The 20,653-nt window shown below is 58.2% G+C and carries 24 protein-coding genes; 8 read left to right on the top strand and 16 right to left on the bottom strand.

Translation table 11 applies throughout. From position 1 onward, the window contains the following. Positions 1–2: 2 nt before the first annotated feature. Entirely contained in the window at positions 3–2,768 is a 2,766-nt protein-coding gene (locus HNR46_RS13865; RefSeq protein ID WP_184019800.1) for a 2-oxoglutarate dehydrogenase E1 component, read from the bottom strand. A 162-nt stretch (positions 2,769–2,930) separates the two neighbouring features. On the opposite strand from HNR46_RS13865, the gene HNR46_RS13860 reads away from it, so the two are divergent. Beyond that, a complete protein-coding gene (locus HNR46_RS13860) occupies positions 2,931–3,863 on the top strand; it encodes an ABC transporter ATP-binding protein (RefSeq protein ID WP_184019799.1) in 933 nt (310 codons plus the stop codon). Between the two features lie 6 nt (positions 3,864–3,869). On the opposite strand, the gene HNR46_RS13855 is transcribed toward HNR46_RS13860, so the two are convergent. Together HNR46_RS13855 and HNR46_RS13850 are read right to left on the bottom strand one after the other, a co-directional pair. After that, on the bottom strand, positions 3,870–4,556 hold the full coding sequence (locus HNR46_RS13855; RefSeq protein WP_184019797.1) for a ubiquinone/menaquinone biosynthesis methyltransferase: 687 nt from the start codon (positions 4,554–4,556) through the stop codon (positions 3,870–3,872). Between the two features lies 1 nt (position 4,557). Beyond that, positions 4,558–5,028, bottom strand: coding sequence for a GNAT family N-acetyltransferase (locus HNR46_RS13850; protein WP_184019795.1), 471 nt, complete (start codon positions 5,026–5,028; stop codon positions 4,558–4,560). Positions 5,029–5,252: 224 nt separating this feature from the next. Here HNR46_RS13850 and HNR46_RS13845 point away from each other — a divergent pair, with 224 nt between their 5' ends. The 4 genes from HNR46_RS13845 (at position 5,253) to nagZ (ending at position 7,572) form a co-directional block, all read left to right on the top strand. Next, positions 5,253–5,609 carry an Hsp20/alpha crystallin family protein gene (locus tag HNR46_RS13845; protein ID WP_184019793.1) on the top strand — a complete coding sequence of 119 codons (357 nt, stop codon included), beginning with the start codon at positions 5,253–5,255 and terminating at the stop codon, positions 5,607–5,609. Between the two features lie 36 nt (positions 5,610–5,645). Continuing rightward, complete coding sequence (locus tag HNR46_RS13840; protein WP_184019791.1) at positions 5,646–6,032, top strand: Hsp20/alpha crystallin family protein; 387 nt, start codon at positions 5,646–5,648, stop codon at positions 6,030–6,032. Between the two features lie 149 nt (positions 6,033–6,181). Beyond that, positions 6,182–6,493, top strand: coding sequence for a KH domain-containing protein (locus HNR46_RS13835; protein WP_343076043.1), 312 nt, complete (start codon positions 6,182–6,184; stop codon positions 6,491–6,493). A gap of 8 nt (positions 6,494–6,501) precedes the next feature. Then, a complete protein-coding gene (gene nagZ / locus HNR46_RS13830; protein WP_184019790.1) occupies positions 6,502–7,572 on the top strand; it encodes a beta-N-acetylhexosaminidase in 1,071 nt (356 codons plus the stop codon). 76 nt (positions 7,573–7,648) lie between these two features. Here the strand turns inward: nagZ and frr are convergent, their stop codons facing one another. The 6 genes from frr to HNR46_RS13800 form a co-directional block, all read right to left on the bottom strand. Beyond that, positions 7,649–8,215, bottom strand: coding sequence for a ribosome recycling factor (gene frr, locus HNR46_RS13825; RefSeq protein WP_184019789.1), 567 nt, complete (start codon positions 8,213–8,215; stop codon positions 7,649–7,651). Positions 8,216–8,247: 32 nt separating this feature from the next. Next, positions 8,248–8,982, bottom strand: coding sequence for a UMP kinase (gene pyrH / locus HNR46_RS13820; RefSeq protein WP_184019788.1), 735 nt, complete (start codon positions 8,980–8,982; stop codon positions 8,248–8,250). A 209-nt stretch (positions 8,983–9,191) separates the two neighbouring features. Beyond that, positions 9,192–9,731 carry a hypothetical protein gene (locus tag HNR46_RS13815; RefSeq protein ID WP_184019787.1) on the bottom strand — a complete coding sequence of 180 codons (540 nt, stop codon included), beginning with the start codon at positions 9,729–9,731 and terminating at the stop codon, positions 9,192–9,194. Positions 9,732–9,762: 31 nt separating this feature from the next. Further along, positions 9,763–10,701, bottom strand: coding sequence for a methionyl-tRNA formyltransferase (gene fmt, locus HNR46_RS13810; protein WP_184019786.1), 939 nt, complete (start codon positions 10,699–10,701; stop codon positions 9,763–9,765). Beyond that, the gene (locus tag HNR46_RS13805; RefSeq protein ID WP_184019785.1) at positions 10,702–11,334 is read right to left on the bottom strand and encodes an adenylate kinase family protein; all 633 of its coding nucleotides are present in this window, start codon (positions 11,332–11,334) and stop codon (positions 10,702–10,704) included. 47 nt (positions 11,335–11,381) lie between these two features. Continuing rightward, complete coding sequence (locus HNR46_RS13800) at positions 11,382–12,344, bottom strand: hypothetical protein (protein WP_184019784.1); 963 nt, start codon at positions 12,342–12,344, stop codon at positions 11,382–11,384. 51 nt (positions 12,345–12,395) lie between these two features. Here HNR46_RS13800 and HNR46_RS13795 point away from each other — a divergent pair, with 51 nt between their 5' ends. Both HNR46_RS13795 and aroB read left to right on the top strand, forming a co-directional pair. After that, positions 12,396–13,010, top strand: coding sequence for a 3'-5' exonuclease (locus tag HNR46_RS13795; RefSeq protein WP_343076042.1), 615 nt, complete (start codon positions 12,396–12,398; stop codon positions 13,008–13,010). Between the two features lie 43 nt (positions 13,011–13,053). Next, a complete protein-coding gene (gene aroB, locus HNR46_RS13790; RefSeq protein ID WP_184019783.1) occupies positions 13,054–14,142 on the top strand; it encodes a 3-dehydroquinate synthase in 1,089 nt (362 codons plus the stop codon). 76 nt (positions 14,143–14,218) lie between these two features. Here the strand turns inward: aroB and HNR46_RS13785 are convergent, their stop codons facing one another. From HNR46_RS13785 to galE, 4 genes are all read right to left on the bottom strand, one after another. Beyond that, the gene (locus tag HNR46_RS13785; RefSeq protein WP_184019781.1) at positions 14,219–15,160 is read right to left on the bottom strand and encodes a PulJ/GspJ family protein; all 942 of its coding nucleotides are present in this window, start codon (positions 15,158–15,160) and stop codon (positions 14,219–14,221) included. Positions 15,161–15,182: 22 nt separating this feature from the next. Further along, on the bottom strand, positions 15,183–15,893 hold the full coding sequence (locus HNR46_RS13780; protein WP_184019779.1) for a type IV pilus modification PilV family protein: 711 nt from the start codon (positions 15,891–15,893) through the stop codon (positions 15,183–15,185). 8 nt (positions 15,894–15,901) lie between these two features. Beyond that, complete coding sequence (locus tag HNR46_RS13775) at positions 15,902–16,594, bottom strand: prepilin-type N-terminal cleavage/methylation domain-containing protein (RefSeq protein WP_184019777.1); 693 nt, start codon at positions 16,592–16,594, stop codon at positions 15,902–15,904. Between the two features lie 81 nt (positions 16,595–16,675). Further along, on the bottom strand, positions 16,676–17,683 hold the full coding sequence (galE, locus tag HNR46_RS13770) for a UDP-glucose 4-epimerase GalE (protein ID WP_184019775.1): 1,008 nt from the start codon (positions 17,681–17,683) through the stop codon (positions 16,676–16,678). 89 nt (positions 17,684–17,772) lie between these two features. On the opposite strand from galE, the gene HNR46_RS13765 reads away from it, so the two are divergent. Then, positions 17,773–18,636 (top strand): hypothetical protein, encoded by an 864-nt coding sequence (locus tag HNR46_RS13765; protein WP_184019773.1) that lies wholly within the window; start codon positions 17,773–17,775, stop codon positions 18,634–18,636. Between the two features lie 30 nt (positions 18,637–18,666). Here HNR46_RS13765 and HNR46_RS13760 read toward each other — a convergent pair whose 3' ends face one another. From HNR46_RS13760 to nuoB, 3 genes are read right to left on the bottom strand one after another with little or no spacing between them, the layout of a single operon-like run. Continuing rightward, positions 18,667–19,362 carry a rhomboid family intramembrane serine protease gene (locus HNR46_RS13760; RefSeq protein ID WP_184019771.1) on the bottom strand — a complete coding sequence of 232 codons (696 nt, stop codon included), beginning with the start codon at positions 19,360–19,362 and terminating at the stop codon, positions 18,667–18,669. A gap of 46 nt (positions 19,363–19,408) precedes the next feature. Then, a complete protein-coding gene (locus HNR46_RS13755) occupies positions 19,409–19,981 on the bottom strand; it encodes an NADH-quinone oxidoreductase subunit C (protein WP_184019769.1) in 573 nt (190 codons plus the stop codon). 6 nt (positions 19,982–19,987) lie between these two features. Beyond that, positions 19,988–20,545 carry an NADH-quinone oxidoreductase subunit NuoB gene (nuoB, locus tag HNR46_RS13750; RefSeq protein ID WP_343076041.1) on the bottom strand — a complete coding sequence of 186 codons (558 nt, stop codon included), beginning with the start codon at positions 20,543–20,545 and terminating at the stop codon, positions 19,988–19,990. Positions 20,546–20,653 lie beyond the last annotated feature (108 nt).

Here is a 20,653-nt window from a genome sequence, read left to right as displayed (position 1 = left end):
AATCAAACCGTGAAGGCCTTTTCAATGAGCGCTTTCTGTTCGCGGTAGTGCATTGCCTTCGAACCCGCCGCCGGGCTCGATGCGCGACCCCGGCCCGCATACCGGACTCGGTGCCCAAGGGCCTTTTCCAATCGTGGGAAAATGTAGGACCAAGCGCCCATGTTGAGAGGCTCTTCCTGAGCCCACACAAATTGGGAAGCTTTCGGATACTGGCTCACCAAAGCCGCCACCATTTCCTCGTGGAAGGGATACAGCTGCTCAATCCGTAGGATTGCCGCATCGCCCACTTCCTGCTCCTCGCGGTAAGCAGCAAGGTCGTAGTAAAGCTTGCCGGTGCAGAACACGATCCGCGTCACAGCCGATGGATCCGTGAAATTCTTCGGATCAGGAAGCACCTCTTGGAAACAAGAACCTTCCAGGAAATCCTCGACCTTTGAAACCGCTTCCGGACGCGTCAACAAGCTCTTTGGAGTCATCAGCACCATCGGCTTGCGGAACTCCCGCTTCTTCTGTCGACGCAGCGCGTGGAAGTATTGAGCAGGCGTGGTGAAGTTGCCGACGATCATGTTCTTCGCTGCGCAAAGTTGCAGGAAGCGTTCCAAACGAGCACTCGAGTGCTCCGGCCCCATCCCTTCATAGCCGTGCGGCAGCAGCAAAACGATGTCACTCGGAGTCTGCCACTTCGATTCCGCCGACGCGATGAACTGATCGATGATCACCTGGGCACCATTCGAGAAGTCACCGAACTGCGCTTCCCACATCGTCAACATGTTAGGAGCCCCCAGCGAGTAGCCGTAGTCGAAGCCCAAAACGGCGAACTCCGAAAGCAGGGAATTGTAGACGCAGAATTTCGCCTGATCGCCCGCCAGATGCTGGAGCGGAATGTAGCGCTCCCGAGTCTCCGAATCGTAAAACACCGCATGCCGCTGGGAGAACGTGCCGCGGCGGCAATCTTGACCTGAAAGCCGAACCGGATTGCCCTCCATCAAGAGCGATCCGAATGCCAGAGATTCAGCGAAGGCCCAGTCCACAGGACCGCCATTTTCGAGGGCTTCTATGCGACGAGGAATGAAGCGCTTGGCCAAGGTCGGATGAAGATGAAAACCGTCAGGCACCGTGGTCAGCACGCGCCCGACATGGTCGATCATCTCCTTCACCACTCCGGTCGGTACCGGCGCGTGATGATAGCTCACCTGCTCCACCGCAGTGGACCCGGAGAAGACGGTTTTGTCGCCCTTCGCCTCGTGCTCGCGCATCTTCTCATAGCCCTCATCGAGACGCTGCTGGATGGCCGATTCGATCGCGTCGGTCTGCGCAGTCGTCAGAACCCCGCCCTCAATCAGGCGCTTTTTGTAGATCTGACCTACCGTCTCGCGGGACTGGATCTGGCGGTAAATATGCGGCTGGGTGAACGCGGCTTGGTCCGTCTCGTTGTGCCCCTGGCGCCGGTAGCAATACATGTCGATCACCACGTCGCGACCGAACTTCTGGCGGAACTCAAGTGCAAATCGCGCCGCCCAATAGAGCTCCATCGGCTCCTCACCGTTCACGTGAAGAATGGGCGCCTCGATCATTTTCGCCACATCAGTCGCATACGACGACGAACGGGCATCTGCCGGCATCGTGGTGAAGCCGATCTGGTTGTTGACGATCAGGTGGATCGTCCCGCCAGTTCGGTACCCTGGCAGCTGGGAAAGGTTCAGCACCTCCGCCACCGAGCCTTGCCCTGCAAAAGCAGCATCTCCGTGCAAAAGAATCGGCAACACTCGCTTGCGATCGGTCTTCACGCCGTCATCACCAATCAAGCGCTGGCGGGCGCGGGCCTTGCCCTCCACCACCGGGTTCACCGCTTCCAAGTGACTCGGATTCGCGGCCAAGCTCACACGCACCTCCCCATCAGGAAGTTTGCGAACGCTTTCGTAGCCGAGGTGATACTTCACGTCGCCATCTCCAGCCACCAAGTCGGGCACGTAATTCGGTGTGAACTCGTAAAGAATCGTCGGTAGCGACTTCGCCACGAAATTCGCCAACACATTGAGACGGCCGCGGTGAGCCATTCCCATCTCGATCTCCAGCACACCGGAAGTCGGGCAAGCTTGGAGGATCGTGTTCAAGACCACCATGGACCCTTCTCCACCCTCCAGCGAGAAACGCTTCTCCCCGAGGAACTTCTTGCCGAGGAAATTTTCGAATGCCTCCGACTCCAACAAAGACTTGAGGGCCTCCGCTTGGCGATCGGCTGGATCGGCTTCGCGCATCACCCGCGCTTCGATCTTCTCCCGCACCCAGTGGCGAACCACCGTGTTGTGGATGTGCATGAACTCGAAGCCGATGGTGCCCGAGTAAGTCGCTTCCAGAGCCTCCACCATATCGCGCAGCTTCATCGCCGAGCCATTGCGGAAGAAGGGATTCGAAGCTTCACGCTCCATATCTGCTGCAGAAAACCCGAATTGCTCCGGTGTCAGCCGCGGATTTCTCTCCGCAGCGCCTAGCGGATTGATGTCTGCCTGCGTGTGTCCCAGGGTCCGGTAATTGTAGACGAGGCTGACGACCTTGCCGTAAAATCCGAGATCCCCGGACCCTCCAGCTGCAGGTGTCGCCGCGGCAGGCGCGGACTCCCCGCGGCCTTTCGGCTGGGCGACACCCAGTTCGAAACCTTCGAAGAAGGCCGCCCAGTTCGGTTCAACCGACTGGGGGTCTTCGCTCCACTGGGAATACATCTCTTCGAGAAGGGCCAGATTCTGGCGGGCGGAAACCGACGAATTCATGAGCAACGGATGCGACATGCGCGGCCAAAGGGGTTCCGGCATTTCCAGCTTGGCCCCCGCCGCGCAGCGCTTAGGTAAGGGGCTGTCCGGGCACCGTCAATCGAACACCACCCTCATGCCACGGATTTTGCAGCATTTGCAGTCATTGCCGCGTTTCTTATCATGATCGAAGTCCGAGACCTCACCAAGCGCTTCGCCCGGCACACCGCCGTGAACGAACTCAGCTTTTCCGTCGGAAAGGGCGAAATCGTCGGTTTCCTCGGCCCCAATGGTGCCGGAAAGACGACCACCATGCGGATGCTCACCGGCTACCTCCCTCCCACCTCCGGCAGCATCCAGATCGGCGGCTGCGATGTGTTCCGTGATTCCATCCATGCCCGCAGAAAAATCGGCTACATGCCCGAAAACGTCCCGCTCTACGACGACATGCGGGTTCGCGAGTATCTCAAATTCCGAGCCCGCCTGAAAGGCCTCAGCCCGCGCGAAACACGCCAGCGGGTCAATGAAGTGATCGAAACCTGCGGGCTTGAATCCGTCCGCCGCAAAATGATCCGCGTGCTGTCCAAAGGCTATCGCCAACGCGTTGGCCTCGCCGATGCCTTGGTCCACGACCCCGACCTGTTGATCCTCGACGAGCCCACCAATGGACTCGACCCGAACCAAATCCGGCAGATCCGCGAACTCATCAAACGCCTCGGCGAAAACCACACCATCCTTCTTTCCACCCACATCCTCAGCGAGGTGGAAATGACCTGCAGCCGCGTAATCATCATCGATGGGGGGAAAATCCGTGCCCAGGACACCCCCAAGGCACTCGTCGAAAACATGCGGGCAGCCGGCAAAGTCCAAGCAGAAATCCTCGGCGATGCCGCCGTGATCGCCGACGCCATCGCCCAACTTGATCACGTCAAACGTGTCCAACCCACCGCCCTCGAAGATGGATGGGCGGCGCTTGAAGTCCTGGTCGATTCCGGCACCGACGCCCGCGAACGCATCCACGAACTCGCCGTGCGGAAATCTTGGCCTGTTCGAAGCCTGTTCCGCAGAGAATCCACCTTGGAGGACGTATTCGTTGAACTCACGCGCCGCGACTGACTCCCCTCAAGCTCGCGCCGTATAGATGCTGGCAACGCCGCAGGTCAGAGGCACCGCCTCGGCCTCGGCATATCCACTCTCCTCGATCAATCGGCACATCACCTCGCCGCTGGGAAACTCCTCGATCGAGCCGCCCAAATACTCGTAGGCATCCTTCTGCCGCGTGAGCCATCCCGCCAACTTCGGGAGGATTCGGTGCAGATACCAGCGGTAGGGCCCTCGCATGGGGCCCTCCGGCAGCGAGAAATCCAGCACCAACAGGTGCCCACCCGGTCGCAAGACTCGGCGCATTTCCCGGAGCGCGGCTCTGTAGTCCGCCATATTCCTCAGCCCGAAAGCCACGGTCACGACATCGAAACGGCCATCCTCGAATGGAAGATTCAGAGCATCGGCCACCAAAGTCTTCGCCAATCCCCGCTCCTTGGCGTGGACCAACATCTCGGCACAAAAGTCCGTTGCGATGATGTCGATGTCCGGGCACGCATCTTGGATCTCCAACGCCAAGTCGCCGGTTCCGCTGGCCACATCCAGCAAATCCTCGGGCCGCCAGCGCCTCACCATCCGCGCGACCTTGCGTCTCCAAAGGATATCCGTCCCCATGCTAAGCACATGGTTCGTCGTCACATAGCGGTCCGCGATTCGCGCGAACGCTTCGCGCACATATCCGGGATCTTGAATGGTTCCGTTCGCCATTTCAGGGAAGCAAATCGGTATAGGTTCCAGGGTCACTACCGGGGATCTCGATCGCCCCACAGGCCTTTTCGTAAAACTCACGAGGCCCCACCCCACCGATCACCGCATAGGCATACCCCAACTCTTTCAGCCCGCCCAGAGCTTTGAATAAAAGAGCTTTCCCCACCCCTGTGCCCCGTGCCGATTCCACCACTCCCGTCGGACCAAAGAATCCACGGCAGGTCGTTTCGTAGCAGGCAAATCCCACCACCTTGCGATCCTTCGTCGCGATGAAGCACGTGATGGGTTGGCGACTCATCGCGACCTCCACTTCGCTGACCCACTTCGGCGAAAAGTGCTCCCCGACAAACTCCCGCACGGTGTGACATTCGAACGCTCGTGCCCGCCGCAGGGTGATGCCCTGAGCCTCCATCCGCGCCTCCCCATCTCCACCCGAGGGGAGATCATAGAGCCGCACCAACATGTCGATCATGCCCCCCTCCCTACCCGCGCCCTGCACCCGCCGAAAGTCCAATTTATCGACCGCGACAATCCTACCCGACAATCTGACGCATTTGCGTCATTTTGCTCCAATGAAATCCTTCCATCCGATTCCACCCACATCCATCGATCCACCTCTCAACCAATGACTTACATGAATCCCTCACCGTTCGGCATCCAAGCTGCGAAATGGGGATCATTCCAAACCAATCCATCATGATTCTCGCACCCCATCTCATGAACTCTCGCAACTGGCTCCAAGACTTCGGTCAGTTCGTCGACCAATCCATTCGCCATTTTGAAGCTCCAGGGCAGCCCTTCCGCCTCTACGAACATGACAGCGGTTGGACCCTTGAATTTGACCTCCCCGGTGTGGGGAAAGACGCGATTCACCTCGAAGTCCGCGATCGAGCACTTCTCCTCCAGATCGACGACCAGCCCTCCCGCTCTCTGCCCTTGGGCAGGTCCGTGGATGCATCGGCCATCTCAGCCCAAATGAAAGACGGAGTCCTCCAAGTTCGCCTCCCCCGAGCTGAAACTTCTGCCGACACCCGCCGCATCGAAATTCTCTAACCTCTCGATTCCATTCCTACCCAACTTCCAAAACTTATGAACACCTGCTGCAACGAAACGACGGCTGTGAAATCGACCCCAACGGCTGCCCCCACCGAAACGTCCTTCTCCCCACCGCACTGGCGCGCCTTCCGTGAAGAAAGCGGAGTGAACCTCGAAGTGGTCCTTCCAGGCGTCAAACGGGACGATTTGAAGCTAGAAGTTCAAGCGTCTCACCTCGTGCTTGAGGCAACCCGAGCTCCCGAAGCCCCCTTGGGCAAGCTCATCCACGGATCGTCGGCGCCAACCGGCTACCGGCTCAAACTTCGAATCAGTGAGTCTCTCGACGCGCACCGCCTCACGGCCAAACTCGCCGACGGCATTCTTCGCCTCCAACTGCCACTGGTCGAAACCGCGCAGCCCAAGCGCATCGAAGTCGAATGATTCTTTTTCAGGGGGAGTAGGCACCCGGCCCGTCAGTCGAGGCTGAACGGCCGGGACCAGGGCCACCGGTAGCTTCTACCGGTGGCCTTCTTTCTTCTCAGAAGATTTGATCTCGTCTTCGCTCGAAGGTTGATGCTTCCCCCACTTTGGTGAAGATTCCCTCCATGCAGGTCGTCACCGATCAGATCCGCAGTTTCATTCAGTACATTGCGGTTCAATTCATCCAACATCCGGAAAAAGCCCAACTCAAGGTGGCCGAACTGGGCCCCCAGAAGCTGCGCTTTAAGCTGGTGCTTGAGAAATCCGATGTCGCCCTGCTCATTGGCCGCAACGGATTCAGTGCTTCGGCCATTCGTGCGGTGATGAAAGCAGCCGCCGAACGAGCCAGTGTTCAAGCGACTCTCCAAATTCACTCCCACGAAGAAGAGGAAGAAATGCTCGCCCGAGAATCCCAGCACTGAGGCCCTTCATGACCCCTTTCATTCTCGGCATTGCGTCGACCACCCTGAACAACGAAGAGATCTCGCTCTTCACCGACCTCCAACCGGCTGGCTACATCCTTTTCTCTCGGAATCTCGAGAGCCCTGTTCAGGCCCGCGAGCTGACCGATCATCTTCGTTCCCTTCATCCCGATCCGCCTCTGATCGCGATCGATCAAGAAGGGGGCCATGTCACTCGCACCGCAGCGTTCGCACCGGCACCGCCGTCTGCGGCAGAGTTCGCTGCCTTTGAATCTCCGGAACGTCCGGCTGCCATCGCCAATGCGGCAGCCCATACCGCCGATTTGCTCCGCTTGATGGGCATCAATTGGAACTTCGCACCCGTTCTCGACCTCGATCATCACCCCGAGGCCAACAACTCGCTCAGCTCCCGGTGTTGGGGCCGTGACCCCCAACGAGTCATCGACCACGCCGGACAATGGAATCGGTGGCTAAGAAAACGGGGTCTGAAGTCCTGCGCCAAACATTTCCCCGCTTGCGGTCGGGCCACCAGTGACCCTCACTTCGATCTTCCGCGATCCGAAGCCACCATCGAGGACTTCTTGAAGGAGGACGTCCTTCCCTACACCGCCCTCATGCCCGAGCTCGACTCGATTATGCTCGCGCACGTGTTGTTTCCCCGAGTGGATCCCGAACTCCCGTCTTCCCTGTCTCCCACCCTGATCCAAGGGTTCCTCCGCGGTCAGCTGGGCTTCGATCACCACCTCGTCCTCACTGACGACTTGGACATGGGAGCCATCGCCGACCGTTTTCCGGACAATACCGATGTCACTGCCGCTCTTGAAGCGGGCAATGACTTGGCCCTCATCTGCCATCGCATCGGCCGCGTCCGTGATGCAGCAGCGCGAGTCGCCCAGCTTTCGCCGGACCTTCTCGCCGAATCGGAAAAGCGACTGCATCGCTTCCGCAAAGGCCTTACCTCACCTCTCACTTGGAAGGACGAAGCCTGGGAAAAGACCTGCTCTGCCCTCGCCGACATCCGCGCTCAGGTCCCGACCCTCACGGACCTGAAAGGCGAATCCCCCGTCACCACCTACTAGTCTCACCCCATCCGCAGACCGGCCCACACCCCAAAAGGTGCAGGCCGGTAAAAATCTCGGATAGAGGAGACTCGCCTCAGACCTTCATCACATCGGCCTCCTTGGCGGTCACCAGCTCCTCCACTTTCTTGACGTGGCTATCGGTCAGCTTCTGCACCTCTGCCTCGTGATCCTTCTGGCCATCCTCAGTCAGAGAATTGTCAGCCTTCATTTTTTTGGCAGCATCCATGCCATCCTTCCGGATGCCTCGAATGCGCACCTTGGCTTCCTCTCCCAGCTGTTTGACCAATTTCACCATCTCGCGGCGGCGCTCTTCTGAAAGCTCAGGAATCGGCACGCGAATCGAGCGTTCCGCCGCCGCCGGATTCAATCCCAGCTTCGACTCGCGAATCGCACGTTCGATCTCTGGAGTGGTGGAAGGATCGAAGGGCGAAACATTCAGCATTCGCGGCTCCGGTGAACTGATCACCGCCAGCTGCTTCAGCTTCATGTTGCTGCCGTAGCTACGCACAAAAACATCGAGGTTTTCGATCAGTGCTGGGGAAGCCTTCCCGGTGCGCACCGTTGCAAATTCATGCGCCAGATGCTCCAGCGCATTGTGCATTGCCTCTTCCGTCTCGAGCAAAGATTCCTCCGGGTCCATGGCGGTGAAAATGGGGGGCTCTTCCCGGCGGGTCAACCCGCATCCACGACCGTGCCGATGTCTTCGCCCACCAAGGCCCGGCGGACATTGCCGACAGGGGCCAAATCAAACACCACGATCGGAATGTGATTGTCCATGCAAAGACTGAATGCCGTCGCGTCCATCACCTTCAGCTGTTTGCTGAGGCACTCTTTGTAGGAAACCCGATCGTAGCGCTTGGCGTCCGGATTCTTCTTCGGATCCGAATCATAAACGCCGTCGACCATGGTTGCCTTCAGCACCACATCCGCGCTCATTTCGCTGGCTCGCAAGGCGGCCGTCGTATCCGTCGAAAAGAATGGGCTCCCGGTTCCAGCGGCGAAGATCACCACCCGGCCTTCGCTCAAGTGACGATCCGCCTTCCGCCGAATGAACGTCTCTGCAACGTTCTTCATTTCGATCGCGGATTGGACCACACAGGTCACTCCCTTATCCTCCAGAGCCCCTTGCAGAGCGAGCGCGTTCATCACGGTCGCAAGCATGCCCACGTAATCCGCGGTCGCCCGGTCCATGCCGCGGGCGCTGGCAGCAGCACCTCGCCAAAAGTTTCCACCTCCGACCACGATTCCCAGTTCCAGATTCCCAGAACTCACCGCCTCCTTCACCTCCGTCGCCATCCGGTCGACAATTTCCGGAGAAATATTATCGGTGCTTCCCCGTTCACGGAGGGCTTCACCACTTAACTTCAGGACGACACGACGACGGGATTCGGTGGTTGAGGAGCTCATGCAGGCGCTGGCCGCATCCAAACAGCTGCTAGGAGCGAATGAAAGGGCAAATCCCCCTCCCGACCCCGCGGCATTCAGCCAAATCACTCATCCATCCTTCCCCACTCCTTGATCGACCTGACATTGCCTCACATCCCGCCGGGTCATACTTTTCGCTCTTTCGGTCTGCGGACGCCCTCGCATTTCCTCGGGGCCGTGGGCTTCTACCCTCATGCCCCTTTCAACACATACTCCGTTCCTAGCTCCTTCAGAGATTCGGTTTCCAAAGTGGTCCCGTCAATCGAGAGAAACACCCGAAGCTCCTCCGCTTGGGGACGCTGATATTCCTCCAAGGTGCGCCTAACCGCCAACAATCCCAACCTCACCAACTGCCGTGCGGTGAGATCCACCTCGTCCGGAATGCTCAACTTCGACAAATCCATGATGACATGCAGGCCATCCTCCTTGACCCATGCGGAAAGGCTCACCCGGCAAATCACCAGGAGGTTGACCTCTTCGATCACATACTCCGGATCATTGGTGGGGAAACGATGAGGAGTCGCTACCGCCTCCACCATGGTTTCGGGAAATGCCCCACTCAAAGCCATCGGTCGCGCCATCACCGTGGCCTGAAGGGCTTCCTCGGATTCATCCAGCAGATCATCGACATCCGTGGCCCGCAAACTCAATGGCTCGTAGACAGGAACCACGGTGAGTGTCGTGGCATGAATCCAACCGGCAAAAGCCAGCCATAGTATCGGCACTTTCATGACAAAATCCTGCCACGCAGGAACTCGGGGATCAATGAAGTCGTTCGGGGGGATGTCCACGAAAGCCCCGCCACCAATCCGCCGCTGACATCGATCGGGAGCCTTCCGCCTGAACTTCGCCCAACTGCAATGCCCCCTCTCCGCACGTGACCACGGGCCCCTCCGAGTTCTCGAAAAGTTGTCCAGGTTCACCCCTTTCTTCGCAACTCTCGCTCGCGGACACGATCTTGAGGCGCTTTCCACCAGGCAATTCGCACCAACATCCTGGCCACGGATGATAAGCCCGAATTCGGCGCTGCAATCGCTCAGCCGAATTCCGCCAATCCAACCTCCCGTCTTCACGATCCAATTTGGGAACGTGGCTGGCTTCCCCCAATTCCTCTTGGGGCGTCCGCGGCGCAGTCCCTTCCAACAACCCAGGCAATCCATCGGCAAGCACCTCTCGAGCCACTTCTGCCAAGCGATCGTGGAGGGTCCCACCGGTATCCGTGGAAGAGATCGGAATGGAGTGAGAGAGGATCACATCTCCGGCATCGAGAGCCTTCACCACATGCATCAAGGTGATTCCGGTTTCCGCATCGCCAGCGTCCAACGCCGCCTGAATGCACGCAGCTCCCCGATACTTGGGCAGGAGCGAGGCATGGAGGTTGACGCACCCGAGCGGTGGCAAGTCGATCAACCGCTGCGGCAGAATCTGCCCATAGGCCATCACCACGACCAAATCGGGCGCGATTTGGGCAAGTTCGTCGAGAAATCGAACATCCCTCACCTTCTCCGGCTGCAAGACCGGAACTTCCGCCTGCATAGCGAGCCCTTTGAGCTCGGAGGGCTTGAGCTCACGGCGCCGCCCTGCTGGCCGATCCGGTTGCGTGACGAGAGCCACCGGTGGTGTCGCCGAATCGAGCAACCAACGAAAAGCAGGCAGGGCAATTTCCCCCGTGCCCATGAAAACAATGCGCGGCTTCTTCATTCAAACACCGAGTCGAGTGAATGTCTTGTAGAACGGAAGATGGATGATGGTCGAAAGTATCGCAGCCACCACTTCCACCGGTTGCCGGGTCGCATCGATTTCCGTCACCAATCCCGGCCCATAGTGATCCAAAATCGGCTTCGTCTCCGCCTCATAGGTCGAAATGCGATTCTGGATGACGGACTCCGAAGCATCGTCCAAACGATTGTCTTTGAGGGCCCGTTTGCGCATCCGCCGCGCCAATTCAGCTCGGTTGGGACACGACAAATGGAACACCTGGTGCACCTCCAGAAAATCGTCGATCATTCGAGCTTGAGCGACATTTCGTGGAATGCCGTCGAGCACCAGGAAATCGATATCAGGCTTATAAACGTGGCTCTCCGCCCAATTGTCGACCTGCGCTTTCCACAATTGGATCGTCAATTCATCGGGAACCAGTTCTCCCCGGCTCGAATAGGCCACGAACTTCTGACCCAATTCCGTACGAGTATCGAGCGAACGAAAAATATCACCACAGGCGCAGTGGAAGAAACGGGGAATCGATCCGAGGATCTTCCCCTGGGTTCCTTTTCCAGAGCCTGGAGCACCCAAGAAGAGAAAGGCAGGACGGCGTTCGACAAAAGTGGCGGTCATGAAGAACCGCCAACCTAGAAACCCCGCCGGATGCGGGCAAGCGTTGATCAATCCCTCGAAAGGATGAGGAAAAGCGGCAAGGGCACGATCATTGCAAAGTCCGCCATCGTGCGCAGCGCCGCCAAAGAAAAACGCCGCCGACTGCGGTTGATCGCCAAAAGCAACGAACAACTGATCAGGATCGCATAGAAAAAAGGTCGCGCTCGGTAGGAGCCCCCATCCAGCCCACCGGAAAAAAGATTCGGATTATCGAGATAGGCAAACACCACCGAACTCGCCGCCACCACCGTCAGCAAGATCGTCAGAAAACCCTCCATCGCCGCTTTTTCATCCGGATCCACCGACAACCGGGAGCGCTCCCAAAGATGGATGGCCGTGATGTTCACCGCACACAACACACTGAACCCGATCATCTCACGCGACACCAACAGCGAGAACACCTCTTGGGACGGCACATAGATGTGCGCCATCATCGCCGTTCCGTAACCAAAGGCAGCGCCCGCGACGAAATTCCGGAAGAAGGGAATCTCCCTGCTGCCACTGGAATTCACCACCAAAACGAAAAACACCACCACCAGTCCCAATCCCGGAGTCAGGTAATTGAAACCCAACATCCCATAGGGCGAAAAAATCGCCCCGGTGACCTCGTGAACCAACAACCAAAGCTCAAGAGCCAACGCCACCAAAAGCCCGAGTTTGAACTTATTGCGGTGCCGCGCGTGAAACTCATGCTGACGCCCCAGCAAGGGATCGTCCGCCATGGAAAGACGCCCATCCAACAATCGATCCACCACATACACCATCCACACCGCCAGCCCCAAAACCGCATACGATGGCCAAGGCAGGAAATTCACCTGCCAGGCACTCGCAAACATGTACAACCATGCCAGCGCCACCAAAGGCGCGTCGAGACTCAAAAGGCTTGGCCATAACCACCACGGGGTGCGCACGTTCGACATCAGACCCCGCCACCTTCGCGCCTCCTTGCAGGATGGCAAGCCCGAGCTCATGACCCCGAATCAGGTTTGCAGGAAATTTGTTGCCGCGCTTGTCTGAAGTCCGTGCCGCTCTCCTCAAAGATCCGTCATCTCGATTTCACCGCTATCGACTTCGAATCCGCCGGCTCTGCCCGCGGAAAAACGGACGCCCCGGTCCAAGTTGGCTTGGCGTGTTGGTCCATGGAAACCGGGCACCACTCCCCCTACCATTCCTATTTGCGCACCGATCGTCCGATCACCTGGTCAGCCCGAAAAGTGCATGGAATTCGCGACGAAGACCTCCTCGGAGCCCCTTCTCTCCAGGAACTTTGGCCCACCCTGCGCGCCGCCCTCCATGGGGCCATTGTCGTGGCTCACGGCATGGGAACCGAGAAACGCTTTCTCCGAGCCTTTCCGGGACACTCCTTCGGACCCTGGATCGATACCCTCCTCCTCACCCGAGCCGCTTTCCCGGAGCTTCCATCCCACGCCTTGTCCGATCTGTGCGAAACTCTCGGACTCTCGGAAACCGTCTCCCGCTTTCAACCGGATCGCCAGTGGCACGACGCCTTGTTTGACGCCACCGCATCATTGGTCCTGCTCGAACACCTCCTGACCCGTCATGAACTGGCCGATCGCGACCTCGAAATCCTCCTTCACCCCAATCTGACTCGTTGGTCCGCGCACCGCAGGTCGTGATTTTCCCTCGCCTGCCCCACCCGGCTTTTGCTGTCTTCCCGGCATGCCGACCACCCATGTTCCACTTCCCGGCCGTGAGTATGACATCCTCGTTGAACCGGGCATCTTGTCCTCCTGTGGAACTCTAATCCAAGGCCTTGGTCTGCGCTCCCGGTGTGCGTTGATCACGGATGAGAAGGTGGCCGCCTTTCATGCCGACACCACCCACGACTCTCTCGAATCCGCCGGATTTCAGGTCAGTCGCCACGTCATCCCCTCCGGTGAAGCCTCCAAATCCTTTGCGTGCTTCGCCCAGCTTTGTGAAGAAATGGCAGCCGCTGGGCATGATCGGGCTTCGTTCATCGTCGCCCTTGGAGGCGGAGTGGTGGGAGACCTCGCAGGATTCGTCGCCGCTTCCTACTTCCGCGGAATTCCCTTCATCCAGATCCCCACCACCATCGTCGCCCAAGTCGATTCATCGGTCGGGGGGAAGACCGGCATCAATTTGAAACAGGGCAAAAACCTCGTCGGGGCATTTCACCAACCGGTTCGAGTCCTCATCGACCCTCACACGCTCCGTACCTTGCCGGGTCGAGAATTCCGCGAAGGCTTTGCCGAAGTCATCAAACATGCAGCCATTCGAGATGCTGCCATGCTCGACGAATTGGCGGACATCGACCCTCACTCGCCGGACGTTCCCACCGATCTCATCGCACGCAATGTCGCGATCAAAGCTGCCATCGTCATCGAGGACGAAAAAGAAACCACCGGGACACGAGCCCTCCTCAACTTCGGACATACGATCGGCCACGGCATCGAAGCGGCCGTTCCCTACGGCGAAATGCTTCATGGTGAAGCCATTTCTCTCGGCATTCGCGCGGCGCTATTCCTTAGCGAGAAGCACGCGCAACTTGCCCCCCAAGTTTCCCGCAAGATTCTGGCCTTATTGGAACGCTTCCAACTTCCCCTTACCTTACCCGAGTCGATTTCCACCGCCACCGTCATGGAAAAGCTCTCCAAGGACAAAAAGTTCGACACCGGTCGCATTCGGTTTGTCCTCCTTCGCCGTGCCGGCGATGCCTTCGTGTCCGATCAAATCACGCCGACCGATCTCGAAGAAGCGATTGAAGTCCTCCGTGGCAGTGGTTCCTGACCCCTCTGTTCTCATTAAAAAAGCTCGAAGGCCGCTGGCCTTCGAGCTCGGAAAGTCTGAGAGTCGTAAGACCGTCTTACATCGACGGGACCGTGACCAAACGCGAATAGTGATACACGTTCCGGGCGTAATCGTCGGAATTGAGGCCTCGGTTCCCACCCGTTTTCAAGCGCACGAGAGCAGCATCGGAGAGCACCGAGATGCTGATTTCGACACCAGTAAGCCGGCCTGATTGAATCTCCTCCGTGGTGTAACCCGAGGTCGACAAGTTGGTCTCAATGCCCGTGCCATCGAGGCGGAAGTTTGAAGAAGTGGAACCCGGTGAAAGCGTCAACCTTACGGTATCATAACCCAAGTCCACGCCCGCTCCCTGCTGCCCGCGGGGAATCTCTACGAGAAACGTCACCGTGAACTGGTGCACATTCTCGCAAACGAAGTTTTGCTGCTGGTCGACGTCTGAATCGAACGCGGAAAAGGCCGACTGCAAATCTTCCTCTCCGAGAAGTTGCTCGAACGTCTCGTCGGGATTCACCAACTTCCGAAAAAGAACGTAGGTCGCCGCCTCTTGATCTTGTGAGCCGTTGATTGGGTCCTCAAAGCGCAGACGGTAGGAAACACAGGATACGTCTCCACCTTTGTCCATGGTGGCATCACCAATCTGACCCGCATAGCGATCGGTAGCTGCCGTCATGAACGTCAGCTCAGCAGCACTGCCGCTGCTGCCACCGCCCTGGGTCACCTTGGGCATCCCGGAAACAGATTCCACGCCTGCATACAGCCACTCGGCGTTCGAACCGCGGCGAGCGACCAAAGATTCGAAATCTTTGGCCATGGTATCGAGCATCACCTTCGCTTGGCGAGCCGCACGAATCTCCGAGCGACTCCGAGTCCAGGTGTCGGTAGCGACGCCCGTGATGGTCACCAACACAGTGACGATGACAGCCGTGATGCCCATCGCCACCATCAATTCGATGAGGGTGAAGCCACCGCGGCGGAGGGGTTTGGGTAGGTTTTTCATGGCGTTTAGTGCCTTAGAGGAATCAGCGGCGAACCGCGAGGTTCCGCACGAAGATCGGGTTGGTGAGGTTGTCCACGTTCAAGCGGGAGCTAATGTACTCATACGAGTTGTTGGGCACCGCATAGAACTCGGCAGAAAAGGCAATCACCGCCTCAGGATAGGACTCGACGCCCGAACCCGAAGAAGCATCGCCGTCGTCAGGAGTGGGGTCGACAATGTCTCCGGCCTCTCCCTTGACCCAACTCTCTCCATTGAAAACAAGCTGAGTCAGCTTCGCGGTGAAAACACGACCTTCAATTGCCCGCAATTCCTCCTCCATTTCCGGATCCCCACGGCGGCGAACCACAGGCTGGACAATGAAGTCTTCTCCTGCGGTGCCATTCTGATCGGTATAGGGCTCCATGGTGCCATCATCGCGGATCGATTCCGGATTGCCCTTGTATTGGTAGATCAAGAGAGGCTCTTCCGTGCTTTCCTTGATCCAGTTGTAGGCCTTCTCAAATCCCGTCGTGTAGCTGTCACCACTTCCCGTGCGCAAGGTCACCAGTTCTTTCTCCAAAGCGTAGGCAAGGCGATCCGCATCCTGCACGCTCACCGCACGCCGGATTCCCTGAGCTGCAGGGCCAAAAACGGCAAGGAAGGCGGTCAAAAGCACGGCGAGCACACCAATGGCGATCACCGTTTCCATCAGGGTAAAGCCCCTGCCGGAGGCTCGATATCCAAGGTTCTTCATAGGTTTATTCAGAAAGTGGTCGGGTCGCGATCGGACAGGATTTGAGAAGCATCCCGGAACATGGAAGTGGCACCATTGCGCCAAACGACAAAGCCACCGAAATCACGCCGGCCTTCGGAAGTCGTGCGGGGATCGGGCTGACCGGCAGGACGAGCGCCATGACCCACCACAAAACTTGGGCTCTGGTAGTCACCGGTAGAGCTCAAGCCCGTCGTGCAAATGCCCTCGGAGTTGAATTCGTAGTAGATGTAACGGCCGTTGAAAAGAGGCGACACTCCCGAGAGCGTCATTTCATCCAACTGAGCCCCCCCCGACTGAAAGGCCTTCTTACTGAATTCCTTACTAAAAAACACACCGTCCGGAAAGGTGAACCCACGACTTGAGAGTTCCCAATTTCCCTCCATGGGCTCGCCGTCATCATCGAGCTTCTGAAAGGCCACCAAAATCTTCCGCAGGTAAGTCTCCGAACGGACATTGTTGATGTCGACCAGAACGCGCGAGGTCGTGCCCTTGCCAATCGCGATCGAACGGGCTTCCTCAAAGATCGCTTCCGACGTGGCGACTGCAGTCGTCACGCCCTTACCTCCAGCGCCTTTCAACGCTGAAGCTCCTAAAGTCAGCAAGATGCTGATGATCAAAACGACCACAAGCAACTCGACCAGAGTGAAACCGCTGGTACGGGTGGTTTTTTTTGGGAACATGGGGCTTTATTTGAAAGGAACCTGCCGTTTATCCTTGCGGATGGCAAGGCGGAATGTGGTTACATCGAGAATACACAGCTCTCACCTTGGGTAGCGCCCTTGGTGAGGACCATTCATCCACGCCCAGGCGGAACGCACCATGTCGCGGACATCTTTATGCTGAGCTTCCCAACCTAGGGTGTCACGGGCGTAACTCGGATCGGCCAAGAGCTGAGGCGGGTCGCCTTCGCGGCGCGGTCCATACTGCACCGGCACCTCTTTGCCCGTCACTTCCTCGACCGCGTCAATGATTTGACGGACCGATACCCCCACTCCCGTGCCGAGATTGCAGCGCACCGAATCCCCACCTCCTGCGAGGAAATCGAGCGCTTTGGCGTGCGCACCAGCAAGGTCGTTGACGTGAATGTAGTCACGGATGCAGGTACCATCGGGCGTCGGGTAGTCCGTCCCAAACACATCGAGGTGGGAAATCTCGCCCGTCACAGCCATGAGGACCCGCGGAATCAAGTGCGTTTCGGGGTCGTGGTCTTCGCCGATCAAGCCATCTTCCGCAGCGCCACTGGCATTGAAATAACGCAGGCAGGCACTTTTAAGTCCCCAGGCACTGTCGCAGTCGCGCAACACCCACTCCAGCATCAGCTTGCTACGACCATAAGGATTGATGGGATCTTGCGGATTGGACTCCACAATCGGAATCGACGCCGGCACTCCGTAGGTCGCGCAGGTCGATGAAAAAACGAAGTTTTTGCAGCCAAATTCCTGCATCACTTCGAGCAAAGTAAGCGGCTCAGCCGTGTTGTTGCGGTAATACTTGAGGGGATTGGTGACCGACTCACCCACATACGCATACGCAGCAAAGTGGACGACCGCAGAAAACTGGTGTTGAGTGAAGAGGTCCTTCAACAATTCCCGGTCACCCACAGCTCCCTGAACGAATTCGACGCCTTCGCTCACAATCGCTTCCCGGTGACCAAAAACCAAATTATCCAGCACCACCACGCGCCGGCCTTGTTCCGCAAGAAGTCTCACCGTATGGGAGCCAATGTAACCTGCCCCCCCTGTAACCAAAATGGGTGAATCTGAATTCATTTCGAGCCCCGAGAAAACGGGACCCACGCCGGGGTGTCAACGTCGACGAGCCCCTTGAATAAAATCCAACACCGAATCGTTTCATTGCCATGATCCCCACCATCCGCCACTTTGCCCTTCTGGCCCTGGCCGCAGCTGGTCTCAGCTCCTGCGTTTATGACAGTTACGGCACCGCCTACGGCTCCAGCTATGGCTCGCCAAGCTACGGAGGCACGACCTTTGTCTACACCAGCAGCAGCCGCTGGCTCTACGACCCGAGTGTCCGCTGCTACTACGACGTCCAGCGCAGCCTCTACTACGACCCCTTCCTCTACGGTTACTACCCGTCGGGCTACTGCCCGCGGCCGATCTACCACGCCCCCCATCCGTATGGCTGGAATGGCCGTGGCACCTGCCCCGTCCCCAACAACGTGCGCTACACCCAGCTCCACAACTACGACAACCGCCTGCCTCAACTCCGCGCGAGGAACTATTCTTGGGCGAACCAGGCTCAGATTCGACAGGACGCCTCGGTGGCCAATTGGCAACGCCAACAAGCCCAACGCGCCGCCAATTGGAAACGCCAGCAGAATCAACCCAATAACCGGGCCAATCAGCAACCAAACAACGGCAACCGCCAGCCCAATTGGGTGAACCAGAGCCCCTCCAGAGGCCAAAGCCAACCGTCAAACGGATGGCCGCAACGAGCTCAATCCCCGCAAAGGGCCCAAGTTCCGCAGCGGCAGCAGGCCCCTTCTTCGTGGCAACAGCAGGCTCAACGGCAAGCACAACGCCAGGCCCAACCTGCCCAGCAACGTCAACAACGCCAGGCCCAACCGACCCCTAGCGCGCCGCAACGCCAACAAATGACCCGACCCACTCCGAATTCCCAAAATGCGAACCGGCAGCGCCAGCAACAGGGTCAATCATCATTGGAGAATCCACACAAAAAGCGCGCCACGGGACCTTGGTAATCCGAAGCCAAAAGGGCTCGCCAGATCCGATCAAAGCTCCCAGCCGCCCTCGCGTCTCGCGCGGGCGGCTTTCAGTTTCCGGAGATTGGCCCGAGGTCTGAGGATCCACCTCCCCATGGCCCACCCTGCCAGCGCTCCACCCAAGTGACAAAAATGAGCAATCTGGAAGACCTGGCTCGACCACAAGGGATGAGACGAACCGATGCGCGACAACGAGAGGACGCCAAGGATCGCGGAAGCCAACAAAAATCCTTTGCCCAGATTTCCCGCCGACACCCGGATCCACCTCATTTGCATCTCCGGCGCGAGTGTCGTCATCAGCAGCATCATCGCTGACACTCCTCCCGAAATCCCCACCAACAGAGCCTCTGGGGAAGTCGCCAAATGAGCCCATCCACCAACGATGACTCCAGCGAACAAGGATCCAAGTGCCCAGCGTCCGCCCAACATCCGCACCAAGTGGGGGGTCACCGCATACAAGCCCGCAAGATTAGTCAACAGGTGAAACCATCCTCCATGGAGCAGAGCATAGGTAAGCAATGGTAGCCCCCATTCGCCGAGCGCACTTTCCCGACTGAGACCCCAACGCTCATAAACCCAAGGCACCCTCTCAGGCCCACCCAACAGACTCAACACCGCCTGAATCCCCAGCAACACGCAGGATCCGACAACCACCTGAAGCCGGCCGTCCTGGAAAAAACGCAAGAAGCCGGCATGAATCTTCATTCCGGCTCCGATCTAAGTTCACTTTCTAAGCAGGCGCGATCCTAAATCAATCGATCTCGCGGGAACGCGGCTCGCGTCGCACCGGACCTTTGGCACCTGCGCTCGTCACGAAGGGTCCCCCTTCCAATGGAGCCTTATCACTGAACGCCACATCCGGCATTTCGCTGGGCCGACCGGCCAAGGGGAAATCCTTGCGCAAGGGATGGAACGGATAGCCTTCCCACATGAGAATTCGCCGCAAATCAGGGTGATCGGTGAAGCGAATGCCCATCATGTCGTACACCTCGCGTTCGTGCCATTCAGCACCTGCCCACAAGGCCACTACCGACGGGACCTCCTCTTCTTCAGCCACCTTGGCGCGCACCCTCAGGTGCTTCGAGTCATCGACCGGCGCCAATTCGTAAACCATCTCAAAACGCGGATGCTCACCGAAATGATCAAGGCTCGCAACGTCGAGCAGCATCTCGTAGCCCGCTTCCTTGCGGCAAAAAGCCATGACTTCCGCGAGCACGCCAAGCTTCACCTCGATCGTATGCTCGCCACGAAAATCCACCACCGCTACCACTCCATCGGCCCAACGGCCACGGATGACCTCCATGTCTTCAATCGCCGTGCTCATGTCCGCTCAGGATGCGATGTCTTCCAAAAGTTCCTTCTTCTGCTCAGCGAGAGCATGGCTCTGATCGATCTTCTCCTGAAGCTTCATCAGCCCCTGAATCAAGGCCTCAGGACGAGGCGGGCAACCCGAAATGTAAACGTCCACCGGAATCAGGCGATCGATTCCCTGAAGGGTCGCGTAGCTCCGATACATGCCACCACTGGATGCACAGGCCCCCATCGCAATGCACCATTTCGGCTCAGGCATCTGATCCCAAATCCGCTTCACTGCCAAAGCCATCTTGTAGGTGACGGTGCCGGAAACGATCATCACGTCTGCCTGCCGAGGAGAAAAGCGCATCACTTCCATCCCAAAACGAGAAAGGTCGAAACGGGAACATGCCGACGCCATCATCTCGATCGCACAGCACGCCAAGCCCATCGGCATGGGCCACAACGAGTTCTTTCGCATCCAGTTGATGGCAGCGTCGACTCGGGTCACGATGATGTTGCCCTCGATCTTCGAGTCGTAGGCCACTTGGGCGGATTGAGAGGATTCAGAAACCATGGCAGGCAGGCGGACCATGCCGCGCGTCGGGCCGACCCTCAAGCGGTTTGTGAAAGTTTTCACAAGCCGTCCCTACTGCACTCCGCACTTTCCTTTCCTCCCCCCCCCACCTATTTCCACCGCGCC

The sequence above is a fragment of the Haloferula luteola genome (genome assembly GCF_014201715.1).
Taxonomy (GTDB): Bacteria; Verrucomicrobiota; Verrucomicrobiia; order Verrucomicrobiales; family Akkermansiaceae; genus Haloferula; species Haloferula luteola.
The sequence above is the reverse complement of the archived record's forward strand: the minus strand, read 5'-3'. Positions and strand labels throughout refer to the sequence as shown.

What these genes read in the sequence shown, in the direction of transcription:
- HNR46_RS13865 (WP_184019800.1), bottom strand. Translation starts at nt 2,768, where the DNA reads ATGAATTCGTCGGTTTCCGCCCGCCAGAATCTGGCCCTTCTCGAAGAG.
- galE (WP_184019775.1), bottom strand. Translation starts at nt 17,683, where the DNA reads ATGAATTCAGATTCACCCATTTTGGTTACAGGGGGGGCAGGTTACATT.
- HNR46_RS13800 (WP_184019784.1), bottom strand. Translation starts at nt 12,344, where the DNA reads ATGAGCTCGGGCTTGCCATCCTGCAAGGAGGCGCGAAGGTGGCGGGGT.
- HNR46_RS13815 (WP_184019787.1), bottom strand. Translation starts at nt 9,731, where the DNA reads ATGAAAGTGCCGATACTATGGCTGGCTTTTGCCGGTTGGATTCATGCC.
- HNR46_RS13760 (WP_184019771.1), bottom strand. Translation starts at nt 19,362, where the DNA reads ATGAAGATTCATGCCGGCTTCTTGCGTTTTTTCCAGGACGGCCGGCTT.
- HNR46_RS13855 (WP_184019797.1), bottom strand. Translation starts at nt 4,556, where the DNA reads ATGGCGAACGGAACCATTCAAGATCCCGGATATGTGCGCGAAGCGTTC.
- HNR46_RS13840 (WP_184019791.1), top strand. Translation starts at nt 5,646, where the DNA reads ATGAACACCTGCTGCAACGAAACGACGGCTGTGAAATCGACCCCAACG.
- fmt (WP_184019786.1), bottom strand. Translation starts at nt 10,701, where the DNA reads ATGAAGAAGCCGCGCATTGTTTTCATGGGCACGGGGGAAATTGCCCTG.
- HNR46_RS13765 (WP_184019773.1), top strand. Translation starts at nt 17,773, where the DNA reads ATGATCCCCACCATCCGCCACTTTGCCCTTCTGGCCCTGGCCGCAGCT.
- HNR46_RS13850 (WP_184019795.1), bottom strand. Translation starts at nt 5,028, where the DNA reads ATGATCGACATGTTGGTGCGGCTCTATGATCTCCCCTCGGGTGGAGAT.
- nuoB (WP_343076041.1), bottom strand. Translation starts at nt 20,545, where the DNA reads ATGGTCCGCCTGCCTGCCATGGTTTCTGAATCCTCTCAATCCGCCCAA.
- aroB (WP_184019783.1), top strand. Translation starts at nt 13,054, where the DNA reads ATGCCGACCACCCATGTTCCACTTCCCGGCCGTGAGTATGACATCCTC.
- HNR46_RS13805 (WP_184019785.1), bottom strand. Translation starts at nt 11,334, where the DNA reads ATGACCGCCACTTTTGTCGAACGCCGTCCTGCCTTTCTCTTCTTGGGT.
- HNR46_RS13785 (WP_184019781.1), bottom strand. Translation starts at nt 15,160, where the DNA reads ATGAAAAACCTACCCAAACCCCTCCGCCGCGGTGGCTTCACCCTCATC.
- nagZ (WP_184019790.1), top strand. Translation starts at nt 6,502, where the DNA reads ATGACCCCTTTCATTCTCGGCATTGCGTCGACCACCCTGAACAACGAA.
- pyrH (WP_184019788.1), bottom strand. Translation starts at nt 8,982, where the DNA reads ATGAGCTCCTCAACCACCGAATCCCGTCGTCGTGTCGTCCTGAAGTTA.
- HNR46_RS13775 (WP_184019777.1), bottom strand. Translation starts at nt 16,594, where the DNA reads ATGTTCCCAAAAAAAACCACCCGTACCAGCGGTTTCACTCTGGTCGAG.
- HNR46_RS13780 (WP_184019779.1), bottom strand. Translation starts at nt 15,893, where the DNA reads ATGAAGAACCTTGGATATCGAGCCTCCGGCAGGGGCTTTACCCTGATG.
- HNR46_RS13860 (WP_184019799.1), top strand. Translation starts at nt 2,931, where the DNA reads ATGATCGAAGTCCGAGACCTCACCAAGCGCTTCGCCCGGCACACCGCC.
- HNR46_RS13755 (WP_184019769.1), bottom strand. Translation starts at nt 19,981, where the DNA reads ATGAGCACGGCGATTGAAGACATGGAGGTCATCCGTGGCCGTTGGGCC.
- frr (WP_184019789.1), bottom strand. Translation starts at nt 8,215, where the DNA reads ATGGACCCGGAGGAATCTTTGCTCGAGACGGAAGAGGCAATGCACAAT.
- HNR46_RS13845 (WP_184019793.1), top strand. Translation starts at nt 5,253, where the DNA reads ATGATTCTCGCACCCCATCTCATGAACTCTCGCAACTGGCTCCAAGAC.